The organism is Ruminococcus sp. NATIVEDY161, assembly GCF_045819895.1.
Classification (GTDB): Bacteria; Bacillota; Clostridia; order Oscillospirales; family Acutalibacteraceae; genus Ruminococcoides.
In genome coordinates, this window is the sequence record NZ_CP162392.1 from 57,662 (window position 1) to 79,691 (window position 22,030).

Below are 22,030 nucleotides of genomic sequence, written 5' to 3' on the forward strand. Positions count from 1 at the left end.
TGTTCTTTAATAGAAAAAGGACAGATTATATGAAGTTAAATCAAAATTTTATCAAGCATACAATAGACGGTCAAGCTGTGGTTGTACCTACGGCAGGCGCGCCGTTTAACGGACTGGTTCAGGGCAATAAAAGCGTTGAGGTTATTATGGACTGTCTTGAAAACGACACTACGGAAGATGAGATTGTCGAAGTGCTTTATAACCGTTTTGACGGCGATAAAGAGGTTATGAGGGCTGACGTCCGCGATGTAATCTCAAAATTAAAAGGAATCGGCGCTATTGATGACTAAAAAATTTGAGGATATTATTAACGAGCAGGGACAGCTTGTATATACAAATGTAGGCGACAGTATGTATCCGCTGATTAAACCGCGCGATTTGCTGGTGATTAAAAAGGTTACAGCGCCGCTGAAAAAGAACGATATTCCGCTTTATAAGCGCGACAGCGGTCAGTATGTTCTGCACCGTATTGTCAAGATAAAAAACGGCGAATACTATATTTGCGGCGACAACCGCGCGTTTATCGAGCGCGGTATTACCGACAGGCATATTATCGGCGTACTTACAGATATAGTCAGGGAAGGCAGGACAATTCCGGTCAATTCTCCCGAGTTTAAGTCTTATGTAAAGTTATTGCCGCTTAGACGGTCTATTATTCGAATAAAGAATAAAGGCGGCTTACTGATTAAGCACCTTAAGCCTTAACTTGCGTCAAATACAACCTTTTACGGAGGAATATATGAATAGAAAAATCGTACTATTACTCGCTTTGGCAATTATACTCGCGTTTTCTTTTTCCGCTTGCGGAGAGGGAGACAAGGAGTCAGGAACGACTGCGCCTGTAACCCGGCCGACAACTTCGGCGGCTACGACGGTTCAGCCTACCACTGCGGCTGCGACTGTTCAGAGCACAACCGCGGCTTCGCAGCAGGGCGGCTCGGCAGAGTCAAAATCTTCTCAGAGCAGCTCGGTTCAGAATTCGGGAAGTAATGAAGCGAAAGTCGAGAATAACAATGGCTCGGCTTCAAACAATAACACTCAGCAAAGCTCAAACGGCAATTCCGCAAAAAGCTCAAACGCGAATTCAAGCAAGACTTCGCAATCAACCGCAGGCGGCAACGGCAACAGCTCAAAGGTTGATGTGGACACTTCCTCGGGAAGCAGCTATGATTTTGAAATACCGACGGAAGAATATGAGCTTCCGTTTATTGCAGACTAAAAAAAAGTTCGACTGTTTTTCAGCCGAACTTTTTTATATGTATAATTACGTGTCCAAATGCGGATAGATGTTCCCATCTGCACTTATTTTCTGTAAAGTCTGTCGGTTTCGTACGCAGGCTCGGTAGTAAGTCTTATGCCGAGCTTTTTGAGTGTGCGCGTGTCGGTTTCCGACAAAATAACCGTCGCGTGAGCGTCGGTGTCGCGAAGCTTTTTGATTTGATCCATCGCAAGCTTTGCGGTGGGGTTGGTAACCGCAGACATCGAAAGAGCAATTAAAATCTCGTCTGTATGAAGTCTCGGATTAGCTGAACCGAAGTGGTCAACCTTAAGCTTTTGGATGGGCTCGATAACTGCCGGATCGATAATGTCAACCTTGTCGGGAATTTCCGCCAAGGACTTAAGCGCGTTAAGCAGCATTGCCGAGCATGCGCCGAGCAGGTTGCTTGTCTTACCTGTAATCAGCTTGCCGTCGTCAAGCTCAATTGCCGCGGCAGGAGCGCCTGTTTCCTCGGCTCTTTTTAACGCTGCGGCGACAACCGGTCTGTCTGAGGTTGTCAGCTTGTTTTGCTTCATCAAAAGACCGATTTTATATGCTTCGTCCGAGTTACCGACGCCCTTGGTGTTGTTTGAAAGCGCCTGATAGTAACGTCTGATAATTTCCTGATTTGCGGCGGCACAAACGGCTTCGTCGTCAATAATGCAGTTGCCTGCCATATTTACGCCCATATCGGTCGGGGATTTGTACGGAGATTTGCCGAGAATTTGCTCGAACATTGTGTTGAGAACAGGGAAAATCTCGATATCGCGGTTATAGTTGACGGCTGTTTTTCCGTAAGCTTCAAGGTGGAACGGGTCTATCATATTGACGTCGTTCAAATCGGCGGTAGCCGCTTCATAAGCAACATTAACGGGATGCTTAAGCGGAAGATTCCAGATGGGGAAGGTCTCAAACTTTGCATAGCCTGCCTCCACGCCGTGCTTGTGCTCGTGATAAAGCTGAGAAAGGCAAACCGCCATTTTGCCTGAACCCGGTCCGGGAGCTGTGATTACAACGAGTCTGCGCGAGGTTTCAACATAATCGTTTTTTCCGTAGCCGTTGTCGCTTACAATCAAATCTACGTCGGTGGGGTAGTTCGGAATTGAGTAGTGGTGATAAACTCTAATGCCGTTTTCAGTGAGTTTATTTTCAAACTTAACCGCTGTGGGCTGTTCGGCGTACCTTGTCAGCACAACCGACTCAACGCAGAGTCCGCGGCTCTTGAACAAATCAATAAGCCTGAGAACGTCCAAATCATAGGTGATTCCGAGGTCGCCTCTGACCTTGTTTTTCTCGATATCGTCGGCGTTAATTACGATTACAATTTCCGCTTCATCCTTTAACTGCATAAGCATTTGAAGCTTTGAGTCGGGCTTAAAGCCGGGCAGTACACGTGAGGCATGGTAATCGTCAAAGAGCTTTCCGCCGAATTCAAGGTAGAGCTTGTCACCAAACTGCTTAATTCTGTCGCGGATATGCTGTGACTGCATTTCAAGATATTTGTTGTTGTCAAATCCTATTTTCATACTTTCCTCCAAAGAGAATATATTTCAATACACCCAAAATCACAAAGTACATTATATAATAAAAATTATCTTTTATTTTTCGTTAGTGATAAAATAAAAATTTTTTCTTTGCCAAAAGGCAGGCTTTAGCCGTAAACGCTTTAAGCCTGCCTTTGTTTTTAATACTCTTAATAAAAAATGAATAAATAAAGTGTTGTAAGCGACGCGACTATAAACAGGGCAAAGAGCAGATGCCTTAGCTTTTGCTCCCAAATAAGTCCGATAAATTCCCTGATAAAGGCGTTGGGGAAGAAGTACAGCTTTGTTTTCGCTGACAAGCCCTTTACCTTCATTCCCACCTTTTTCGCGAGCGTATAGCCCCTGAAAACGTGGTAGTTTGTCGTTGAAAAGGCTATGTTTACGCCGTCGATGTTTCCGCAGTCCTTCTCGATAGCCCTTTTTGAAAACAGCATATTCTGAAAGGTGTTGACGGATTTGTCCTCCTTGATTATCATGCCCTCGTCAATTCCGAGCTCAACAAGCTTGCGCCTCATACTCTCCGCCTCGCTGACAACCTCATCGCTGCCCTGACCGCCCGAGGGTACATACTTTGCGTGCTTGCCGGTGGAGCCGTACTGTCCGGTTTCAAAATCATACGCCCTCTGAATCCTGCCCATCAGGTGCGGAGTAGGAGTGCCGTCGCCCATTAATGAGCAGCCGAGGATTATGATGTAGTCGATGTTTGAGGGCACCTTGTACTTTGTCGCCGCGAGAGCGCAAAACGCCGTGGATATGAGCATACACTCAAAGTAGCAAAGTAAAAATACCGAGCTGTAGTTAAAAATAGTCTGTGCGGCAAAGGCGAACTCCGAGTGGATATTTTCGTAATTTCCGCTTAGCTCAACTACTATAAATCCCGCGAGTATGGTGATACCGATAAAAAAGCCGAGGGCGTTGTGCGGCTTAAAACCTTCCTTTTTAAACAGTATTATGTTGCTTACGCAAAGCGCCGCCGCCAGCAAAATTACCGGGATAGTTGTTATCGAGATAAACCTGAAACCGCTGTTGAGAACATGGGATAGCAGCAGCGGTACTGAGATTATACTTCCGTGAACCTGCCAGAACCAAGGCTCGGACAATGTTGTTAATATCGAGAGGGCGTTGAACAGAATCACGCCGCCCAAAACCGCCATTGAGTACGAAAAATCGGCGTTTTTGAATTTTTCGATAAATGACATTACAAGCACTACGGTAATTAGTATAAAAAACAGCATTTCAACATGAATTCCGATTTTCATAGCCGAAAAGCTGTCGGTTGTTAAATCGTAAATAAACCCGGTCGGCAGTACCTCCAAATCGTACTTCAGATTAACGGTTTGTGTATTTGTCTGTAACCGATAGCCTATATCGACGCTGCATTTTCCCTGATTTACACTTTGGGTTTCTACGCAAATAATCTGTACGCCCGAATAATCCGTTACGGTGTATATGGATTTTACCTTAACTATATTTTCATCGGAGCTTACGGCTTTCGGCTGCTCGGTAAACTCTATGTCTTTGTCGATATAATCAATTCCGTATACTACGCCTATTTGATAATTGCCGCCTGTAATTAACGCGTAGGAAAGAAATCCTGCCGAAAGAATAAGCAGCGAGGCTATTAAAAATATGAATCTCGGTTTTATTTTTTTCTTCTTCATAGTGATTCCTGTTTGAGTTTATTTTTATTAGTTTTATGATAACAGAAAATCAAGCTTTTGTCTATAATATACCTGTCGGATTTTCACCATTATTTTTCCTCGCATATTATATTATAAAGAAATATCAAATTTATGCCGTATTTTGGCAATTGGAAAAAGGTGAAACAATGGATAAAAACTTAATTATTTTTAATAATATGACAAGACTTTTAAGGGCAAAGGAGATTTTACGAAAAAACGGAATATACTCCCAAACCGTGAGAACCCCGGCAGGCGTAAGCAAGGGCTCGTGCGGCTACAGCCTAAAGGTCAGGAATAATTACGAGAGGGCTTTTGAGCTGATTAAGAACAGTGGTATCAGGATTGTCGGCGCGTCTGCCGTTGATTACAATTGATATATTTTGATAACGGCGCAACGTCCTTTCCAAAGCCGAAAATCGTTGTCAACGCCGTAAATTACGCGATGAATAACTGCGCCAATCCCGGCAGGAGCGGTCACGGTCTTTCGATAAAATCCTCGGAGATTATTTTTAAGTGCCGCGAAAACCTCGGACGGCTTTTTGATGTGGACAACGCCGAGAATATAATTTTTACTAACAACTGCACAACCGCGCTCAATACGGTAATAAAGGGTACGCTGAAAAGAGGCGACCACGTTATTATTTCATCCTTGGAGCACAACGCGGTTTTACGACCTGTCGCTTCTCTTAAAAAGCAGGGTGTAAGCTACTCCGTCGCCAAGGTTGTTCAGGGCGACGATGAGCAAACGATAAGTAACTTTCGCGAGCTTATTAACGCGAAAACAAAAATGATTATCTGCACCCACGCCTCAAACGTTTTCGGAATAAAGCTTCCGATAAAGCGAATAGGCGCAATGTGCAAAATTTACGGAATTTTGTTCTGTGTTGATGCGGCTCAAACCGCAGGAATTGAGAATATCTCGCTTAAAAACTGCGATATAGATTATTTATGCACCGCAGGTCATAAGGGGCTTTACGGCCCTATGGGCACGGGCGTTTTGGTAATAAACTCAGAGCATACCCCGGACAGCCTTGTTCAGGGAGGAACAGGCAGTTTTTCGGCGGACATTAACCAGCCTGATGTTTTGCCCGACAAATACGAGAGCGGTACTCCGAATGTCTCGGGAATTGCCGGGCTTAACGAGGGAGTAAAGTTTGTGTTAAAACGCGGTACGGATTATATATCCTCTTACGAAAATCAGCTTACCGGAAGGCTTTATGACGGACTTGCTAACATCGGCAGGGTGGAGCTTTATACGGATTCTCCATTGAACGGAAATTATGCTCCGGTAATATCTTTTAACATCAAGAATATGGACTGCGAGGAGGTCGCACAAAGGCTTAATAAAAATAATATAGCCGTCAGGGCAGGACTTCACTGCGCTCCGCTCGCCCATAAAAGTATGGGAACTCTTGAAAAAGGAACCGTCCGAGCAGTGGCCTCGGTGTTCAATAACCGCGCTCAGGTTAATTATTTTTTGAATGTGGTGAATAAAATTTCAAAAGTATGAAAAAACGGTTGCAATTAGAGCGTATAATATGTTAGAATAATAAAGTAAACGCGATTGTTATTAATCGTGCCGTGCAAGACGTTAAGCAATTCTTTTTTAGGATTGCTTAGAGAAAGGAGATGAAAGCTGAAATGGAATTTTTTGATAACTTTCTTTCGTTATTCAAAACAATCCAGTTTCGCGATATAATAGATATTCTGGCAATCGCCTTTATTATCTTCGGGCTTTTCCGGCTCGTCCGCGAGACCAGAGCGGTTCAGCTTTTAAAGGGAGTACTCGTGCTGTTTATCGTTTACTTCTTCTCCTCGCTTTTCGGTCTTGTAATGCTTTCATCACTTTTACGGGCGTTCTTCGAGGCATCGGTTGTTTTAATCGCTATAATTTTTCAGCCCGAAATTCGAAAAGCCCTTGAACAGATGGGCAGAAAGAACACTTGGGGCAGGCTGATAAGCGCTTTTAAGCAGGGTAAGGGCGACGAATGGGAAAAGAAAGTCAGAAAGTCCATCGTCGATGCCGCCGACACCGCAACGCTGTTCTCACATTCGCGCACAGGCGCTTTGATTATCTTTGAGCGTGAGACAATGATGTCCGATATCGCGGCGACCGGTACTATTGTTGACGCCGAAACCTCGGTTGCGCTTTTCGGCAATATCTTCTTTAACAAAGCTCCGCTCCACGACGGCGCGGCTATTATCCGCGACGGCAAGCTTTTTGCCGCAGGATGTATTCTTCCTCTGACAAGCAATAACGACGTTGACATCAACCTCGGAACACGTCACAGAGCCGCTCTCGGTATGAGCGAGCAGAGCGACGCGGTTGTGCTTGTTGTCAGCGAGGAAACCGGCGTAATCTCACTTGCCTTTGACGGCGAGCTCACGAGGGATTACACAAGGGATACGCTGATTAAAAAACTCAACGAGCTTTTGCTCGACGAATTCGAGGACGTTAACAATTTGAGATTTAAAAGAGGGAGGAAGTCCAAATGAAAAAATCCTCCTTCACCCAAAAGCTTTTTCAAAACAACTATTTTTTGCTGGTACTCGCTCTTATAGTTTCGTTCGGAATTTGGGTTTATATGAGTATGAACTCTGTGAACGATACTAACGTGACTATCAGTAATCTTCCGATACAAACGGAGCTTTCCGACAGCGCGAAGGACCTCGGACTTCAGGTCTTTTCAGGCGATACAACCACCGCCTCGGTAACGCTTTCGGGTAACCGCACAATGCTCGGTCAAATCACCGAATCCGATTTGATTGTTACCGCTTCCGCAAGCTCTGTTTCCACCACCGGCAATTATACTCTGCCGGTATCAGCCACCAAGGCAAACCCTTCGAGCAATTTCCAGATTGTCAGCAACACGCCATCGTCGATTAACGTTGTTGTCGATTATTTTAAGGAAGGTACGTTCAGTATTCAGGACGGCTTGGAATACAGCGTTAAAAACGGCTATTACGGCTCAACCTCAATGCCGTATAAGGAGCTGAAAATTTCAGGACCTCAAAGCGAGGTTATGAAGATAAAAAAGGTTGTTGCAAAAGGCACAATCGAAGGCGAACTTACCGAGGAAAAAGAGGTAGTAGCCCAGATTGTTCTTTACGATGAAAACAACAATGAGCTTCCGCAAAAGCTTTTGACTCTCAGCTTTACCACAATGGCGGTTAAGGTTGAGGTTATGCCCGAAAAGACCGTTCCGCTTAAGCCGGTATTCATCAACAAGCCGAGCGGACTTGACATTACCGAGGATATGATTACGATTAATCCCTCGAGTATTCTGCTTGCAGGTCCTAAGGAAATTATTGAAAACGTTAAGGCGGTTAATATTGAGGCGATTGACTTCTCAACGCTCAAAAACGACGTTGCAAAGTTTGACGCGCTCAGCTTTGATGTGCTCGACAGCTGTAAGAATATCAGCGATAACAATACTGTTTCGGTAACGCTTGATTTGAGCTCTATGTCGGTTAAGCAGTTTGACGTTGAAACCTTCTCGGTTGAGGGCTTGCTGTCAAAGTATAAATCTGAGGTAACATCAAAGAGTATTACTGTTACGGTTGTCGGTCCTAAGTCTGAGATTGACGCTCTGACCGCAGACAAGATTACCGCGGTAATTGACACCACAGACGCAAACGGAAAGACCGGTTCGGTTCAAATGCCCGTTTCGTTTAAGTTCAGCTCTGCCACAAGCTGTTGGGCTTACGGAAAATATCAGGCGAACCTGACAATCACAGAATCATAAAATTAAGGAGTACCTACGGGTACTCCTTTTTTAATGTGTAAACGCTTTGAACCAAGCCGATACATATTAATACGCAGATAACCGAGCTTCCGCCCGAGCTGAACAGCGGAAGCGTTACGCCGATAACAGGGAAAAAGCCGAGCACCATTCCGAGGTTTATAATTACCTGCGAGGCTATAAGCGCGAAAACTCCGCCGCAAATCAGCTTTCCGCGGTAATCTGCGGAATTTTTGGCGGTTTTCAGAATTCTCAGCATTATAAATAACAGCAAGACAAGTACGATTATACAGCCGATAAACCCGAGCTCCTCTCCTGCGACTGTCAGTATAAAGTCATTTTCCTGCTCGGGGACAATTCCACGCTGAACTCTGTTTCCGTTAAAAATACCGCTTCCGAAAAGTCCGCCGCCCGCAATTGAGAGCTTGCCCTGATACTGCTGCCATCCGTAGCCGGTAACCGTGCTTTCATCGGGGAAGAATAGGGCAAGCAGACGGTTGCGGTGCTCGTCGTTCATTACAAAGCCCCAAATCAGCGGTACAAGCGCCGCAGTAATCGCGCCGAAAACCGCAAAGTATCTAAGCTTAATTCCTGCCCATAGGCACATTACTATAAATACAAGAGCGAATAAAAGAACAGTTCCGTCGTCGCCCTGAATGTGGATAACCGCCATTGGGATTATTGCGTGAGCGCACAGGCTGAGTACCGCCCAGAGCTTGTTTAACAACTCTTTTTCTTTCAATACCGAAAAGTGCTTTGTCAGTGTGATGATGAAGCAGATTTTAATGAACTCCGACGGCTGAATTGTGTAGCCGAAAACGTTTATCCACGCCGTGTCGTCTGTGCCGCTAACCCGAATTCCGAATATAAACACAAGCACAGCGAGTAAAACGGCGATTATTGCCGCGACATACCACTTATCAATTATATAGTTATAGTCAGCGTTTGAAATTATTACAGCCGCCGTAAAGCCGATTAAAACCGCGGCAAGCTGGGTTTTGACATAGTTGTAGTCGCCCGAGCGCTGCATACTCGCTATCAGCAAAATGCTGTAGCATATCGCCGCCAAAACCTGCGCCCAAAGCCTTGTATCTGTTGTTTTTAAGTAAAAATGCAATTTTTGCGCTGTGTTTTTCAAAAAATCTCCGCCTTTTTATAAAATACCAATAATTACCAATTAGTATTATAATAAAATATCGCCACAATATCAAGTATATTTTCAAAATGGAATAATATAAATTATTTTTTTGTTATAATGGTAAGCGTTGAAGAATGACTATATTTATTCAGCATATTTTTATTTTATGGAGGTAATACTATGCTTTCTGATATCGAAATTGCTCAGCAGGCGAAGCTTCTGCCAATCAAAGAGGTAGCCGCAGGCTTGGGGATTAATGAGGACGAGCTTGAATTCTACGGAAAATACAAGGCTAAGCTTTCCGACGAGCTCAGCGCACGTGTTGCGGATAACCCCGACGGCAAGCTCATTTTGGTAACTGCAATTAACCCGACTCCGGCAGGTGAGGGCAAGACCACTACCACCGCAGGTCTCGGTCAGGCAATGGCTAAAATCGGCAAAAAGGCTATTATCGCGCTCAGAGAACCTTCACTCGGCCCTGTGTTCGGAATTAAGGGAGGAGCCGCAGGCGGCGGATACGCCCAGGTGCTTCCCATGGAGGACATCAACCTGCACTTTACAGGCGATATGCACGCGATTACTTCCGCTAATAACCTCTGCTGTGCTATGCTCGACAACCATCTCCAGCAGGGAAATACACTCGGAATCGACCCCAGAAGGATTTTAATTAAGCGCTGTCTTGATATGAACGACCGCGCACTCAGAAATATTATTGTAGGTCTCGGCGGCAAGGTCAACGGAATTCCCAGAGAGGACCACTTCATCATCACCGTTGCCTCTGAGGTTATGGCAATTCTCTGCCTTGCGGCGGATATTGACGACTTGAAAAAGCGTCTCGGCAAAATTCTTGTAGCTTACACATATTCGGGCGAGCCTGTTTACGCAAGCGACCTCAAGGCTGACGGCGCAATGACAGCGCTCTTGAAGGACGCTATCAAGCCTAACCTTGTTCAGACCTTAGAAGGCACTCCTGCGGTTATGCACGGCGGACCTTTCGCGAATATCGCTCACGGCTGTAACAGTGTAAGGGCTACAAAGCTCGCGCTTAAGCTTGCCGACTACACCATTACCGAGGCAGGCTTCGGCTCAGACCTCGGAGCGGAGAAGTTCCTCGACATCAAGTGCCGCTACGCAGGCCTAAAGCCCTCGGCAATCGTGCTGGTTGCAACCTGCCGCGCACTTAAATATAACGGCGGCGTTCCCAAGACAGAGGTATCAAGCGAGAACCTCGAAGCGCTTAAAAAGGGTATCGTAAACCTCGGCGTTCACATTGAGAATATGCGCAAATACAATGTGCCGGTTGTTGTTGCTATCAACCGCTTTGGTACGGATTCCGACGCCGAGCTTAAATATATCGAGCAGTACTGCGTTGAAAAGGGTGCTGACTTTGCGCTTTCCGAGGTATTCGGCAAGGGCGGCGACGGCGGAATTGAGCTGGCTCAGAAGGTAGTTGAGGCTTGCGAAAAGCCCTCAGACTTCAGCACGCTTTATCCCGATAACCTGACCGTTAAGGAGAAAATCGACTGCATCGCAAAGAACATCTACGGTGCTGCGCGTGTTAACTATACAACTCAGGCAGAAAAGGCAATCGCTGAGGTTCAAAAGCTCGGCGCCGACAGCCTGCCTGTCTGCATCGCTAAAACCCAGTATTCGCTGTCAGATGATCCTTCACTCCTTGGCGCTCCTAAGGACTTCGAAATTACTGTAAGAAATGTTTCGCTCTCAAACGGTGCAGGCTTTGTGGTAGTCTACACAGGCGATATTATGACAATGCCCGGACTTCCCAAGGTTCCTGCGGCTCACAGCATTGACGTTAACTCCGACGGTAAGATTGTCGGATTGTTCTGATATGGACAGGCTTATTTCCAACAGCCCCGAGGAGACTGAAAAGATAGGAGAGAGGATTGCCGAAAAGCTAAAGGGCACTGAGGTAATCGCTCTGTTTGGAGGTCTCGGAATGGGTAAGACCGCGTTTACAAGGGGTTTGTGCCGCGGCTTGGGCGTTGACGAAGGCGTATCAAGCCCGACCTTTGCACTGGTTAACGAGTACGGCGGTAAATATAATATTTACCACTTTGATATGTATAGGGTTACCACTTGGGACGATTTGTATTCCACCGGTTTCTTTGATTATATAGATAACGGCGTGCTTGTGATTGAGTGGAGCGAAAACATCGAGGGCGCTTTGCCCGAAAACGCGGTTAAGATTACAATATCACGCGGAGAAAGCGATAATCAGAGGATATTTGAGATTGAGGGAGCGTTTGATTAATGAAAATTCTCGCTGTAGATACCTCGGCAACGGCGGCGTCTGTCTGCCTTGCGACCGAGGATAAGATACTCGGAGAGTTCTATACAAACACCGCGCTGACGCACAGCCAGACGCTTGTTCCCATGGTGGAGCAGGTGCTAAAGACAACGCGCACGGATATGGACGAGATTGATTACTTTGCCGTTAACGCAGGCCCGGGCTCGTTTACCGGAGTCAGAATCGGCGTTGCGGCGGTTAAGGGTATGGCGTTTAAGAACAACACGCCGTGCGTGTCGGTCTCGACACTTGAGAGTATGGCATACAATATGCTCGGTAACGACTGCGTTGTGTGCGCTGTTATGGACGCAAGGTGCAGTCAGGTCTATAACGCTCTTTTCAAAATCAGCGGAGCTAATATTGAAAGGCTTTGCGAGGACAGAGCGCTTGCGCTGAGTGACCTAAAGCTTGAGCTCGAAAAAATCACCGATAAAATTATACTTGTCGGAGACGGCGCTGAGCTTTGCGCTAAATTCCTTGAAAATTCGCTTTCTAACGTATTTTTAGCGCCGATTAATAATCGGGTGCAAACTGCCGCTTCAACGGCTATGGCGGCGTTTAAGAGCATTTCAGAAGATAAAACCATGTCACCTGCGGAGCTTATGCCGACTTATCTGCGGCTTCCGCAGGCGCAAAGGGAACTAAACAAAAGATTAGGGAGTGGACAAAAATGATAGCACTTGGATGCGATCACGGCGGATTTAACCTTATTACCGCCATTAAAAAGTATCTTGACGAAAAGGGAATTGAGTACAAGGAGTTCGGCACGTTCAGCGAGGACAGCGTAGATTATCCGATTTACGCCTACAAGGTTGCAAAGGCTGTAACTTCGGGCGAATGTGAGCTCGGAATTCTCTGCTGCGGCACGGGAATCGGAATTTCAATGGCGGCTAACAAGGTCAAGGGCGTCCGCGCGGCGGTTGTGAACAACGCCTTCGGCGCGGAGATGACCAGACGTCACAACCACGCCAACATCCTTTGTATGGGCGGCAGAGTAATGTCTGAGGAGGAAGCGGTAAAATACACCGATATTTTCCTCAATACCCCCGAGGAGGGCGGCAGACACGACAAACGTGTGGCTATGCTTACCGAGATTGAAAACGGTACATTTGAAGCATAATACTATAACAGCAAAAAATCAGGGCGGTCATTGACCGCCCTTTTGCTTTGTCTATTTATATTTTACACTGTCAATAACAAGCTCGGCTTCATAATCTTCGGGAGGATTAATATACCCTTTTTCATAGTAATCCTCGTCATACGCTATGTTTACGCCGAGCATATAGATGTAATCACCGATATATACGCAACGGTCAACCACAGTATTCGCTGTATAATATCCGAATTCGCCGGAAACGTAGTTGTCAATAACATTTATCTTTCCGTCATCTACTCTGAAATTCAGCACGCCGCTGTGACGGTCTGTAGTTGAAGCCTCTTTATAAGAGCTGTCGGGATAATCGTCATAGTCGATGTAACCATATTTTTCGTAATTCAGCGGTATTGTAAAATCTCCGCGCTCAAAGTTAACAAGCAGAGCCTTGGGATTGTACTGAACCGCCGAATAGCAGTAATCGTAAGTCTTGGTATCGAGCACCTTCGGAGCGCTTTTGTCGCTTATATCAAAGGTAACGATTTTTACGCCGTCGTTAATATTCAATTCGGTGTTTTCTGAGCCGTAGCCGATTCCGAGGATTGTGTTTTTGTCAACCGGAACAATCAGCGTGGAATATCCGCTGATGTCTACCGAGCCGGTAATCTCGGGCTTTCGCGGATTGGAGAGGTCAATAATAAACAGCGGATCAATTTCGAGATAGGTAATGACAAACGCGGTGTCCTCAACATACCTGACTGCCTGAATATCCTCGTTTTTCGCAAAGCCCGTGACCTTGCCCAAGCCTTTGAGATTTGAATCAAGCACATAGAGGTTGTTTGTTTTCATTACGCCGTATGACGAGGTTGTGGCTACCCTCACATTACCGTTGTACTCATCGAGCGAATATTGGTTAATAATATAGCCGTTTACTTTACAGGAAGCGGCAAAATCAAGCTTTTCATTTAACTTTACCTTGACGATTTGCGTGTATTCCTTGGGAGTAAATTCCTGTGCGATGTTTTCGTCGTAATTTGAACTGCTGTTAAGCTGTTCAAGCCAAACGTTATTTCGCGCCGTTATATAAAGGTTTTCGGTATTGCAGTATATTTCATTTGCCGAGCCTAAAAACGCCTTTGTAGTTACCGCGTGAGCCGATTCATCGACATCAATGAAGCTTGCTACCGCAAAGCTTTTTCTTGACGGGTTTTCGACGGAATAAATATTTTCAGGTTCGAGCTGCTTTTTGTTTGCTTCATCATCTGTAGACTTATTATCGAAAACATAAGGAATAAAATCCTCGTCATTCGCGTACGCGTACGAAACAACATACAGCTTATTGTCAATCATCCTCGATGAACAATACGCACCGCACTGAATAAATCTGTCTGAAAGAGTTATATTTCTTTTGTCAGATATATCGTAAAGATAAACTCCGGTGTTGTATCCGGAATTACTTGTTGAAGGATTCCTTGAACTAATCAGCGCAATAAGCTTGTCGTTATAAATGTAAAAATCAGAAAAATACGATTCGGCAATTTCTTTTGTTATGGGCTTTTCAACTTTAGTTATAAACTGAGTTTTTCCGTTGTCGGTTTTAATAATGCTGATTGTGCGGTCGGTGTCCATATAATATATGTATTCGCCGTCGGTTTTGATTGTATCCGCTTCGTCAACTCCGAGAACCTGAGTATAGGTACTGTTTAATCCACCGGCTTCGCCGGATGAGCCTAAGCTTGGTGGGGAAGCTTCGTTTATTGAGCCAAGGTCGTTGCCGAATACCGGTCCATCGCTTTCGTCATATTCAAAATAGTTGTCATAAACGAATACATTGTGCAGCATATTTTTTATCTCTTCGTAGTTTGCAAAGCTCTTGATGTTGGCGGTTAAGGCAATTCCGTTGCTGCCGCGGTTAAATAAGTTGCCGAAGGAGAATGAACCGTTATTAAAAACACCGAATATGCTCGTAATCAGTATCGCGTTTACAAGAAGAATTGCAATACCTGCAGCGATTGAAACGCTTATGATAAGCTTTTTGTGATTTTTCTTTTCTTTAAACGGCTCAATGTTATTGATTTGTTCTGTAACAAATTCTTCATTAAGCTGTTCGGGAGCGTTAACAGGGCTCTCGTTAAACCTTTGCTTTATAAAATCAAAATCGTTATTTGTCATAACTATCACTCCAAATACTTTCTCATCTTGGCAAGCGCGCGGCTGAGCTTTGATCTGACTGTAGCGGCTTTTATTCCCAGCATACTGCCGAGTTCCTTGCTGTTATAGCCCGCGATTACCGACAAGAGTACAATGTCTTTTTCATCGTCATATAATATGGACAGCGCTTCTTTGAGCTCAGGAGCAAGCTCTACGCCTTGCGGTGATTCGATATTAAGTCTGTCAATATCCTGAATTTGACTGTCAACCGCCTTCTTACTGAGAATTGTACAGCACTCGCGGTAAAGTATCTTAAATATCCACGCCGAAAAGGCTTTTTCGCTTTTTAAGGAATAAATACTCAAATAAGCCTGAGTTATGCAGTTTGATACTGCGTCCATAGCGTCATGCGTATTGCCCAACTTAAAATAAGCGTAGCGGTACAGCTTGTCCTTATATGATATGTAGAGCTTTGCGAAGGCGGTTTTGTCGCCGTTTCGCGCTCTTTTTACTAAATCGTTATCCATAACTGACCTCCAACGATATCGTTCATATATATAGTGCGAAAATAGGGGAGAAGTGTTGCAATAAAAATGAAAATAATCGAAAAAATGTATATGAGATTTTGTAAAGTCAAAGATTACAAACTGTAATTTGTTGTAATAATTAGTCAAAAATACGGCTCTTTAACATATCTAACAATCTTCCACAAAGAAAAAGTTGAGTTTTAACAGACTTAACAACATTCCACAGAGGTGATGATTGTAGTTAAGATAAATAAAAAGATAAATATAAAAACGGATAGTAGACGGCGATATGCACAATCGGTTCTCAGATTGTAACTAAAAACGATAAAAAATTTCATTTTTTTAAATTTATTTACAAAAAGGGCTTGTTTTTTTTCTTTGAAAGTATTATAATAGTCCCATAATGTTTTTGGAGAATTTTTTTTAAGAATATTTTATTAGAATATTTTATAAGAATTTTCACAAAGAATTAAAACAACTTAGATTTGGAGAGAGTAAAAAATGAGATTACGTAAGCAGGAATTGGGAGACAGAAACCTTGTAGGTAATCGTGTAGAGCTTGTGAGAAAGCAAAAGGGTATGAAGCAGAAGGAACTTCTCGCACAGCTTCAGGTTAACGGTGTTGATATGAACGCATCCGGTCTTTCAAAGCTTGAAGGTCAGATTAGATTTGTAACAGATGTTGAGCTTGTAGCTCTTGCAGATATCCTTGAGGTATCGGTGGACTATTTGCTCGGCAGAGAAAAGTAATATATTCCTTTGGCTGATTCCGGGAGCTGATTTATCAGCTCTCTTTTTCTTTTAAATTGTTTATAGCTTTTTAATCGCTTAAAATAAAAAAATCCCCTAATATTGGGGATGTTGTGCGGGTGATTATCGCCCTCACAATTCTTATTATAACACATATTTTTTAATTCTTCAATAGTAATTTGAAAAATAAAATTTAAAATATTTTTATAAAAAGTATTGACAATGTTAATTTTATTTGGTAAAATATAGACAAGATAAAAGACAGGAGGTCTTAGATATGAAAGTTAAGATTCCTTTTATCAATCACATTAAAGATTTTATCCGGAGCTTACCGCCCAACTGTTAAGCCCCAATGCTTTGGGGGAGATTTAAGTTTTTTAGCTAAGTCGAAACAGATGATTATTTTAATGTTTTGAAACATATTTTGGATTTTGAGTCAGGCGTGTTTTGTTCGTGATGAGCTTACTTATAAGAAGTAAATTAAATGCTTTCATAATGTTTATATAGATGAAAAGCTTGTCGCCTTGGTTAAAGGGTTTAGGTTGAAGCCATTTGTAATTGGGCTGGGTACGACTTTTTACAATTTAATATTTTGGAGCTTATTAAACTGATATTTAACGGGTATAGACCAATGAGAATTTAAGTTTTCTTTTTAATATAAATCTTATGTCAGGAGATTAGTCCTATGTACAGTTAAATTTTATTTCGGTAATTTAACGAATGGAGAACGGTCCAATGTAATACCTTAGTTTTCTTTAGATAAATTTATTTTCGGAGATGAGTCCAAAGAACAGTTTAGTATAATTTGACCGAACCCAATCGGGTAAGGATTAATTGAATCTTTTAGAGGCGGCAGCGTTTGCCGCCTCTTTTGTCGAGTACATAAAAAACAGCCTGTATCAAGCGTTGTGCTTTGATACAGGCTGTAATTTTATTTAGTTAATGTTTTATTCAATACCCAAAATGCTCTTAGCAGAGCTTACAAGCTTTGAGCAAATTGCAAGCGCGTCGTCCTTGTCCTTGCCGACAGCTGTAATATAGAGCTTGATTTTAGGCTCTGTGCCGCTCGGACGGATGATAACGCCGTTGTCTCCTTCAAGGTTAAGCGCGATAACGTTTGAGGTGGGGAGGGTGATGTCGGTAGTCTCGCCGGTGATAAGGTCGGTTTCCTTTTTAAGCTTATAGTCGCTGACCTTAACAACCTTGTACTCGTCAACCGCCTTCGGAAGGTCTGCTCTTACGCCCGACATAATGTCGCTCATCTTCTGCATACCCGCGGCGCCTTCAAACTCAAACGCAAAGGTTTGGTTGAGGTAGTAGCCGTACTCTTTGTAAAGGTCGTCAATCATCTGAGCAAGCGAGATACCCTGCTTTCTGTAGTAAGCGGTCATTTCGCAAATGAGCATTGATGCTACAACAGCGTCCTTATCTCTTACGTAAGTTCCTGCGAGGTAGCCGTAGCTTTCCTCAAAGCCGAACAGATAGCGGTTTTCTTCGCCTTTCTTTTCGAGGTTAAGGATTACCTCACCGATGTACTTAAAGCCTGTGAGCACATTTTTAAGCTCGCAGCCGTACTTTTCGCAGAGCTTATTAATAAGCTTGGTTGTAACGATAGTCTTTACTACAACGGGGTTTTCGGGGAGAACGCCTTGTTCCTTTTTGCAGGAGAGGATGTAGTTTGTGAGCATTACACCGTCCTCGTTACCTGAGATAAGTCTGTAGCTGCCGTCAAAGTCCTTTACGGCGATACCTACGCGGTCAGAGTCGGGATCCGTTGCAAGGAGCAGGTCGGGTTTAACCTTTTCGCAGAGCTCAAGTCCTTTTGCAAGAGCTTCTCTGATTTCGGGGTTGGGATAGGGGCAGGTGGTGAAGTTTCCGTCGGGCATTTCCTGCTCGGGAACTACGGTAACTTTCTCAACGCCGATTCTGTTAAGAATTTTTCTTACAAGCTTGTTGCCTGCGCCGTTAAGGGGAGTGTAAACAACCTTTAAGCCCGAACCCTTGCAGATTCCGGGGTTAACCTGCTGCTTCATAACCTCGTCGAGGTAAGTTTCATAAACGCTGTCGTCAACATACTCGATAAGACCTTTTTCGATAGCCTCGTCAAAGTCCATTGTCTTTACGTCGTTAAACATATCGAGCTTCTGGATTTCGTCATAAACAGCCGCCGCGGCGTTGTCTGTCATCTGACAGCCGTCCTCACCGTAAGCCTTGTAGCCGTTGTATTTAGCGGGATTGTGGCTTGCCGTTACCATAATACCTGCCCGGCACTTGAAGTAACGAACGAGGTAGGAGAGCACGGGAGTGGGCTGAAGCTCAGTTGTAATGTAGGTTTTAATTCCGTTGGCGGCAAGAACCCTTGCAGCTTCGTTCATAAACAAATCTGCCTTAATTCTGCTGTCGTGAGAAATAGCGACAGAACCCTTGCCGTACTTGCTAAGAACATAGTTTGCCAAGCCTTGGGTAGCCTGACGAACAACGTAGATGTTCATTCTGTTTGTACCTGCGCCGATAACGCCTCTCAAACCTGCTGTGCCGAATTTAAGCGCGGTGTAAAAACGCTCGTAAATCTCGTTTTCATCACCCTTAATGCTCTCAAGCTCGGTGATAAGGTCTTTATCCTCGGTAGCGTTTTCGAGCCAGGAATTGTATAAGCTCATAATTTCCATAATAAAATCCCTCCGATATTATAGTTTTATTACGCATAATTTTTACAAGTTAAATATACCATAAAGCGCCGAAAATTACAACACTTTATTCAGACGTACAACTATTATTTTTTCTCAAACTGATAGCTGTGAGCGCTCTCTTTTTCTTTATATCCGAGCTTGACAGCCTGAGATTTGATTTGTTCGAAATCCCACTTTGAGTCCTTCGGAACGTAGATGTACTTAGGAGTTTTGTCGGGATTTACGGTGTAGTATTTGTCGAGCCTTGCGAGTGTGCTCGGATTTTCGCCTGCAAGCCAAGCTGAGAAGGTTCCGTAGGGCATATCCTCTGCGGCGAGGTAAAGCCAGGTTTTGTCGCTCATAATCAGGATGTTGCCCTCGGGCTTGTTCTCATAAGCGTTCTTAAAGTCGCTGTAAATAGTTGTATAAGAGTCCTTGTTTTGTGGTGTTGTATAGATTCCTGCGGCAGGGCCTTCCTCGATTTTCTCGGTGAGAGTATCGGGCTGTCCGTCCCAGAACACGTGCCTTGCCTTTGAGCCGATTTGGAACGCTCCCTGAAGGAAAATCATAAACGCTACGAATATAAAGCTGAATCTCTTAACCCATACAGCGTAGGTGATGTTGTCAGGGCTTTCCTTCATATCCCTGATAAGCTGAGCCAGGAAAATGTAGCTTGCAACGTTTGAAGCCGCCAGTGCCATTGAGATAATATAGAAGTACTGGTTCGAGGTGATGTGCACGCAGAACGAGTAGATTATTCCGAGCACAAACAGTCCTGCAAACAGCTCTCTGGGCTTGTTGTCGCAGAGAATATATGATGTTATTCCGATAAATATCATCGGGAACATTATTGCGTTGTAGGTTGTCGAATGGAGTGTTTCGAGCAGAAGAACATAGGTGAAAATTACAACCGCGGTTGTAACAATCAAATACAGCGAACGGTGAAGCTTTCTTTTGCGGTCAAAGATAAGCACGATAAGCATAACACCGTAGGTGTAAAGCGAATACTTGAAGAACGGGTGACATTTGTAGAAGTATTCGAAGTACTTTCCGAGCTTTGAACCAAGCGAGGTTGAAGCATGCTGGGGATCGTCGAGCATATAGGGGAGATTTTCGAAAATTCCGCCAAAGCCTGCCTTCGGCAGTACAAACGCGAGGAAAATAACCGCCAAAATGCCTGCGCCGAGTGTGAAGAACAGGAATGTTCTCAGCGAGAACATCTCGCTTGAAAGTACAAATTTAATATTGCGGTTTTTTATAACAATATGCACAACCATACAAGCCGCGTATATAATATACGCAATCGCGAGGTACGGACAGCAAAGAACCGCTCCTGCAAACGCCAGTCCGCTCAGGATTATCCACAGCTTTTTGTTGTAATCCGCCGTGGCAATTAATACGCCTGCAATTGTCACGAGTCCAAGTCCCATTGAATCGTAGCTCAGCGCCATGATGTTGTAGGGAGTGAAGATGAAGAACAATGCGCTGCCGATTGCAGAAAGGTAGCCGTACTTTCTGAGCCTTGTATAAATCAGCACCGACGCGCCTGCGTGAACAATTACATAGAATACTCTCGCGGCGTAAACAATTCCCTCGGTAGAGCCTGCGATTGTTGTGTAGAGCCATACGAACGGAAGCTGCAAAATTGCCGACATCTGCGACAAGTTCCACTCATCTACAAACAGAGCGTCGCCCATAAGCAGACGTTTCGGGATTGTATGATAGAACGATTCGTCATATCCGCCGAAGCCGAACTGGGTTTTCCAGATTGAGAAAATCAGTCCTGCAATAAGCATTGCCGCAAAGAATATATCCTGCCAGAAAAGCTTGTCAGACATAGACTTTTGCTTAACCACATAAGCCTTGATTTTTTCGTAGATAATAACAATCAGCTTTTCGAGCAAATTTAAGATGAACGAAGCTATCATCGAGAGGATGAAGCACAGCGGAACCGTTATGAAGTAATACGGAAGTCTGTCAACCATAACGGGTACGCTCTTTTTGAGCACATCGTAAATTAGGCTGTCAAATACAAACGACATCAGGTATATACCAAGCGCTAAGTCGGAAATCTTCCACAGTACAATTTTGACTGTCGGATTCCAGTCTTTTGTTTTGATTCTGCTTAGCAGTGTAAACAAAAGCGTTGCGAGTACGCAGGGCTCAAAGCCGTACCAGTATACATACGTGCCCGACTTAAAGGTTGTGCCGTAGCTTCTGAAGAAGCAGAAAGCGCCGAAAAGGAACTGGCAGATTAAGAAAAGAATAAGCATAGGCTTAGTCTTTAGTCTGATTCCGTACCTTCTTATATATGCGCCTATAAAGTAGTAGGTGACAGGATATACGCCCATCCAGAACGACGGAACAAGCTTTTGGAAGGTGTCGTTTTGAGTGGGATTCATCCACCACGTAGCGGTGTCAAAGTTAAAGATGTTGAACACCGTGGGAATCATGGTTAGGAAAAGGAAAGAGGCGACAAGCACCTGTCTTTGCCTTTTGGTCTTAAGCTTGTTAAAAGCGAGGTTTAAGAACGGTGCTATAAGGAACAAGCCGATGTACATCTCGATATACCATGAGTAGTTTGCTCCGGTAAAGTCCAGTGTTCCGAGGATGTAGTGCTTAAGGTCGTATTTACCCGTGCCCTTAATAGCTTCAAACATCGCTTCAAAGTTGAAGTTGTAAAAAGCGGCTTTAGCCGATGGCGTCTCGTGAATCGACTTAAACACCATACAGAAAATTGTTGCGAGCACAAAGATAATCAGAGTTTTTCTGATTCCCTTATAGTAGCTCCGGCTGAGCTCCTTTTTACTCATCAAATAACCGGTCAATATCATAAACAGCGGTACGCAAACGCCGAATAATACTCGCATTTGTATCATTAGGAACATCTGCGGACCGTGCAGGTCGGAATAGTTGCCGGTCGAGAAGAACGAGAAAAGACCTTCAAGAGGTTCCATGCCTGTTACGGTTTCACTGTAAAATCCGTTGTGCAAGAAGAAATGCACGGATAAAACAGTAAAGGCGGCGACAATTCTGATTATGTCAAGCGAGCTGTCGCGCCGTTCGAGTTTTTTAATATCCATAGTCACGCTCCTGATTTTTATATTCCCTAATATTTTATCATATATTGTTAAAATAATAAATACAAAATAGAATTAAAATGGTTT

The 22,030-nt window shown here is 44.1% G+C and carries 19 protein-coding genes; 12 read left to right on the forward strand and 7 right to left on the reverse strand.

All coding sequences use genetic code 11. The features are described from left to right. The first annotated feature begins 29 nt into the window (after nt 1–29). The 3 genes from AB1I50_RS00250 to AB1I50_RS00260 are packed head-to-tail and all read left to right on the forward strand — an operon-like array spanning nt 30 to nt 1,219. Nucleotides 30–290 (forward strand): PqqD family protein, encoded by a 261-nt coding sequence (locus AB1I50_RS00250; protein WP_407724225.1) that lies wholly within the window; start codon nt 30–32, stop codon nt 288–290. Next, the gene (locus AB1I50_RS00255) at nt 283–705 is read left to right on the forward strand and encodes a S24/S26 family peptidase (protein WP_407725347.1); all 423 of its coding nucleotides are present in this window, start codon (nt 283–285) and stop codon (nt 703–705) included. Before AB1I50_RS00250 ends, AB1I50_RS00255 begins: the two co-directional genes overlap by 8 nt. A 34-nt stretch (nt 706–739) precedes the next feature. Then, entirely contained in the window at nt 740–1,219 is a 480-nt protein-coding gene (locus AB1I50_RS00260; RefSeq protein WP_407724226.1) for a hypothetical protein, read from the forward strand. Between the two features lie 83 nt (nt 1,220–1,302). On the opposite strand, the gene AB1I50_RS00265 is transcribed toward AB1I50_RS00260, so the two are convergent. Both AB1I50_RS00265 and AB1I50_RS00270 read right to left on the reverse strand, forming a co-directional pair. Beyond that, nucleotides 1,303–2,784, reverse strand: coding sequence for a DUF1846 domain-containing protein (locus tag AB1I50_RS00265; RefSeq protein WP_407724227.1), 1,482 nt, complete (start codon nt 2,782–2,784; stop codon nt 1,303–1,305). A 167-nt stretch (nt 2,785–2,951) separates the two neighbouring features. Beyond that, complete coding sequence (locus AB1I50_RS00270; RefSeq protein WP_407724228.1) at nt 2,952–4,463, reverse strand: YdcF family protein; 1,512 nt, start codon at nt 4,461–4,463, stop codon at nt 2,952–2,954. A 167-nt stretch (nt 4,464–4,630) separates the two neighbouring features. Here AB1I50_RS00270 and AB1I50_RS00275 point away from each other — a divergent pair, with 167 nt between their 5' ends. The 4 genes from AB1I50_RS00275 to AB1I50_RS00290 all read left to right on the forward strand — a co-directional run bounded on the left by AB1I50_RS00275 (nt 4,631) and on the right by AB1I50_RS00290 (nt 8,230). After that, nucleotides 4,631–4,858 (forward strand): putative Se/S carrier protein, encoded by a 228-nt coding sequence (locus AB1I50_RS00275; RefSeq protein ID WP_407724229.1) that lies wholly within the window; start codon nt 4,631–4,633, stop codon nt 4,856–4,858. Next, entirely contained in the window at nt 4,855–5,994 is a 1,140-nt protein-coding gene (locus tag AB1I50_RS00280) for an aminotransferase class V-fold PLP-dependent enzyme (RefSeq protein WP_407724230.1), read from the forward strand. The genes AB1I50_RS00275 and AB1I50_RS00280 overlap by 4 nt, the downstream gene beginning before the upstream one ends. A 131-nt stretch (nt 5,995–6,125) precedes the next feature. Then, nucleotides 6,126–6,980 carry a diadenylate cyclase CdaA gene (gene cdaA, locus AB1I50_RS00285; RefSeq protein ID WP_407724231.1) on the forward strand — a complete coding sequence of 285 codons (855 nt, stop codon included), beginning with the start codon at nt 6,126–6,128 and terminating at the stop codon, nt 6,978–6,980. Next, nucleotides 6,977–8,230, forward strand: a complete 1,254-nt coding sequence (locus AB1I50_RS00290; RefSeq protein ID WP_407724232.1) for a CdaR family protein — start codon at nt 6,977–6,979, stop codon at nt 8,228–8,230. Before cdaA ends, AB1I50_RS00290 begins: the two co-directional genes overlap by 4 nt. Nucleotides 8,231–8,243: 13 nt before the next feature. On the opposite strand, the gene AB1I50_RS00295 is transcribed toward AB1I50_RS00290, so the two are convergent. Continuing rightward, nucleotides 8,244–9,365, reverse strand: a complete 1,122-nt coding sequence (locus AB1I50_RS00295) for an FtsW/RodA/SpoVE family cell cycle protein (protein ID WP_407724233.1) — start codon at nt 9,363–9,365, stop codon at nt 8,244–8,246. A 180-nt stretch (nt 9,366–9,545) separates the two neighbouring features. Between AB1I50_RS00295 and AB1I50_RS00300 the strand changes: the two genes are divergently transcribed. The 4 genes from AB1I50_RS00300 to rpiB are packed head-to-tail and all read left to right on the forward strand — an operon-like array spanning nt 9,546 to nt 12,793. Further along, on the forward strand, nt 9,546–11,213 hold the full coding sequence (locus AB1I50_RS00300; protein ID WP_407724234.1) for a formate--tetrahydrofolate ligase: 1,668 nt from the start codon (nt 9,546–9,548) through the stop codon (nt 11,211–11,213). Between the two features lies 1 nt (nt 11,214). After that, complete coding sequence (gene tsaE, locus AB1I50_RS00305; protein ID WP_407724235.1) at nt 11,215–11,637, forward strand: tRNA (adenosine(37)-N6)-threonylcarbamoyltransferase complex ATPase subunit type 1 TsaE; 423 nt, start codon at nt 11,215–11,217, stop codon at nt 11,635–11,637. Further along, entirely contained in the window at nt 11,637–12,347 is a 711-nt protein-coding gene (gene tsaB / locus AB1I50_RS00310) for a tRNA (adenosine(37)-N6)-threonylcarbamoyltransferase complex dimerization subunit type 1 TsaB (RefSeq protein WP_407724236.1), read from the forward strand. The genes tsaE and tsaB overlap by 1 nt, the downstream gene beginning before the upstream one ends. Further along, on the forward strand, nt 12,344–12,793 hold the full coding sequence (gene rpiB, locus AB1I50_RS00315) for a ribose 5-phosphate isomerase B (RefSeq protein WP_407724237.1): 450 nt from the start codon (nt 12,344–12,346) through the stop codon (nt 12,791–12,793). The genes tsaB and rpiB overlap by 4 nt, the downstream gene beginning before the upstream one ends. Nucleotides 12,794–12,844: 51 nt before the next feature. Here the strand turns inward: rpiB and AB1I50_RS00320 are convergent, their stop codons facing one another. Both AB1I50_RS00320 and AB1I50_RS00325 read right to left on the reverse strand, forming a co-directional pair. Beyond that, nucleotides 12,845–14,938 (reverse strand): beta-propeller domain-containing protein, encoded by a 2,094-nt coding sequence (locus AB1I50_RS00320; protein WP_407724238.1) that lies wholly within the window; start codon nt 14,936–14,938, stop codon nt 12,845–12,847. A 5-nt stretch (nt 14,939–14,943) separates the two neighbouring features. Then, nucleotides 14,944–15,444 carry an RNA polymerase sigma factor gene (locus AB1I50_RS00325; protein ID WP_407724239.1) on the reverse strand — a complete coding sequence of 167 codons (501 nt, stop codon included), beginning with the start codon at nt 15,442–15,444 and terminating at the stop codon, nt 14,944–14,946. 501 nt (nt 15,445–15,945) lie between these two features. Between AB1I50_RS00325 and AB1I50_RS00330 the strand changes: the two genes are divergently transcribed. Next, on the forward strand, nt 15,946–16,194 hold the full coding sequence (locus AB1I50_RS00330; RefSeq protein WP_092965399.1) for a helix-turn-helix domain-containing protein: 249 nt from the start codon (nt 15,946–15,948) through the stop codon (nt 16,192–16,194). Between the two features lie 947 nt (nt 16,195–17,141). Here the strand turns inward: AB1I50_RS00330 and AB1I50_RS00335 are convergent. Continuing rightward, complete coding sequence (locus AB1I50_RS00335; protein ID WP_407724240.1) at nt 17,142–18,863, reverse strand: phospho-sugar mutase; 1,722 nt, start codon at nt 18,861–18,863, stop codon at nt 17,142–17,144. A gap of 104 nt (nt 18,864–18,967) precedes the next feature. After that, the gene (locus AB1I50_RS00340) at nt 18,968–21,946 is read right to left on the reverse strand and encodes an acyltransferase (protein WP_407724241.1); all 2,979 of its coding nucleotides are present in this window, start codon (nt 21,944–21,946) and stop codon (nt 18,968–18,970) included. Between the last annotated feature and the right edge of the window lie 84 nt (nt 21,947–22,030).

Excerpts from the sequence above, each read along its gene's own strand:
- AB1I50_RS00250 (WP_407724225.1), top strand. The coding sequence starts at position 30 with ATGAAGTTAAATCAAAATTTTATCAAGCATACAATAGACGGTCAAGCT.
- AB1I50_RS00255 (WP_407725347.1), top strand. The coding sequence starts at position 283 with ATGACTAAAAAATTTGAGGATATTATTAACGAGCAGGGACAGCTTGTA.
- AB1I50_RS00260 (WP_407724226.1), top strand. The coding sequence starts at position 740 with ATGAATAGAAAAATCGTACTATTACTCGCTTTGGCAATTATACTCGCG.
- AB1I50_RS00265 (WP_407724227.1), bottom strand. The coding sequence starts at position 2,784 with ATGAAAATAGGATTTGACAACAACAAATATCTTGAAATGCAGTCACAG.
- AB1I50_RS00270 (WP_407724228.1), bottom strand. The coding sequence starts at position 4,463 with ATGAAGAAGAAAAAAATAAAACCGAGATTCATATTTTTAATAGCCTCG.
- AB1I50_RS00275 (WP_407724229.1), top strand. The coding sequence starts at position 4,631 with ATGGATAAAAACTTAATTATTTTTAATAATATGACAAGACTTTTAAGG.
- cdaA (WP_407724231.1), top strand. The coding sequence starts at position 6,126 with ATGGAATTTTTTGATAACTTTCTTTCGTTATTCAAAACAATCCAGTTT.
- AB1I50_RS00290 (WP_407724232.1), top strand. The coding sequence starts at position 6,977 with ATGAAAAAATCCTCCTTCACCCAAAAGCTTTTTCAAAACAACTATTTT.
- AB1I50_RS00300 (WP_407724234.1), top strand. The coding sequence starts at position 9,546 with ATGCTTTCTGATATCGAAATTGCTCAGCAGGCGAAGCTTCTGCCAATC.
- tsaE (WP_407724235.1), top strand. The coding sequence starts at position 11,215 with ATGGACAGGCTTATTTCCAACAGCCCCGAGGAGACTGAAAAGATAGGA.
- tsaB (WP_407724236.1), top strand. The coding sequence starts at position 11,637 with ATGAAAATTCTCGCTGTAGATACCTCGGCAACGGCGGCGTCTGTCTGC.
- rpiB (WP_407724237.1), top strand. The coding sequence starts at position 12,344 with ATGATAGCACTTGGATGCGATCACGGCGGATTTAACCTTATTACCGCC.
- AB1I50_RS00320 (WP_407724238.1), bottom strand. The coding sequence starts at position 14,938 with ATGACAAATAACGATTTTGATTTTATAAAGCAAAGGTTTAACGAGAGC.
- AB1I50_RS00325 (WP_407724239.1), bottom strand. The coding sequence starts at position 15,444 with ATGGATAACGATTTAGTAAAAAGAGCGCGAAACGGCGACAAAACCGCC.
- AB1I50_RS00330 (WP_092965399.1), top strand. The coding sequence starts at position 15,946 with ATGAGATTACGTAAGCAGGAATTGGGAGACAGAAACCTTGTAGGTAAT.
- AB1I50_RS00335 (WP_407724240.1), bottom strand. The coding sequence starts at position 18,863 with ATGGAAATTATGAGCTTATACAATTCCTGGCTCGAAAACGCTACCGAG.
- AB1I50_RS00340 (WP_407724241.1), bottom strand. The coding sequence starts at position 21,946 with ATGGATATTAAAAAACTCGAACGGCGCGACAGCTCGCTTGACATAATC.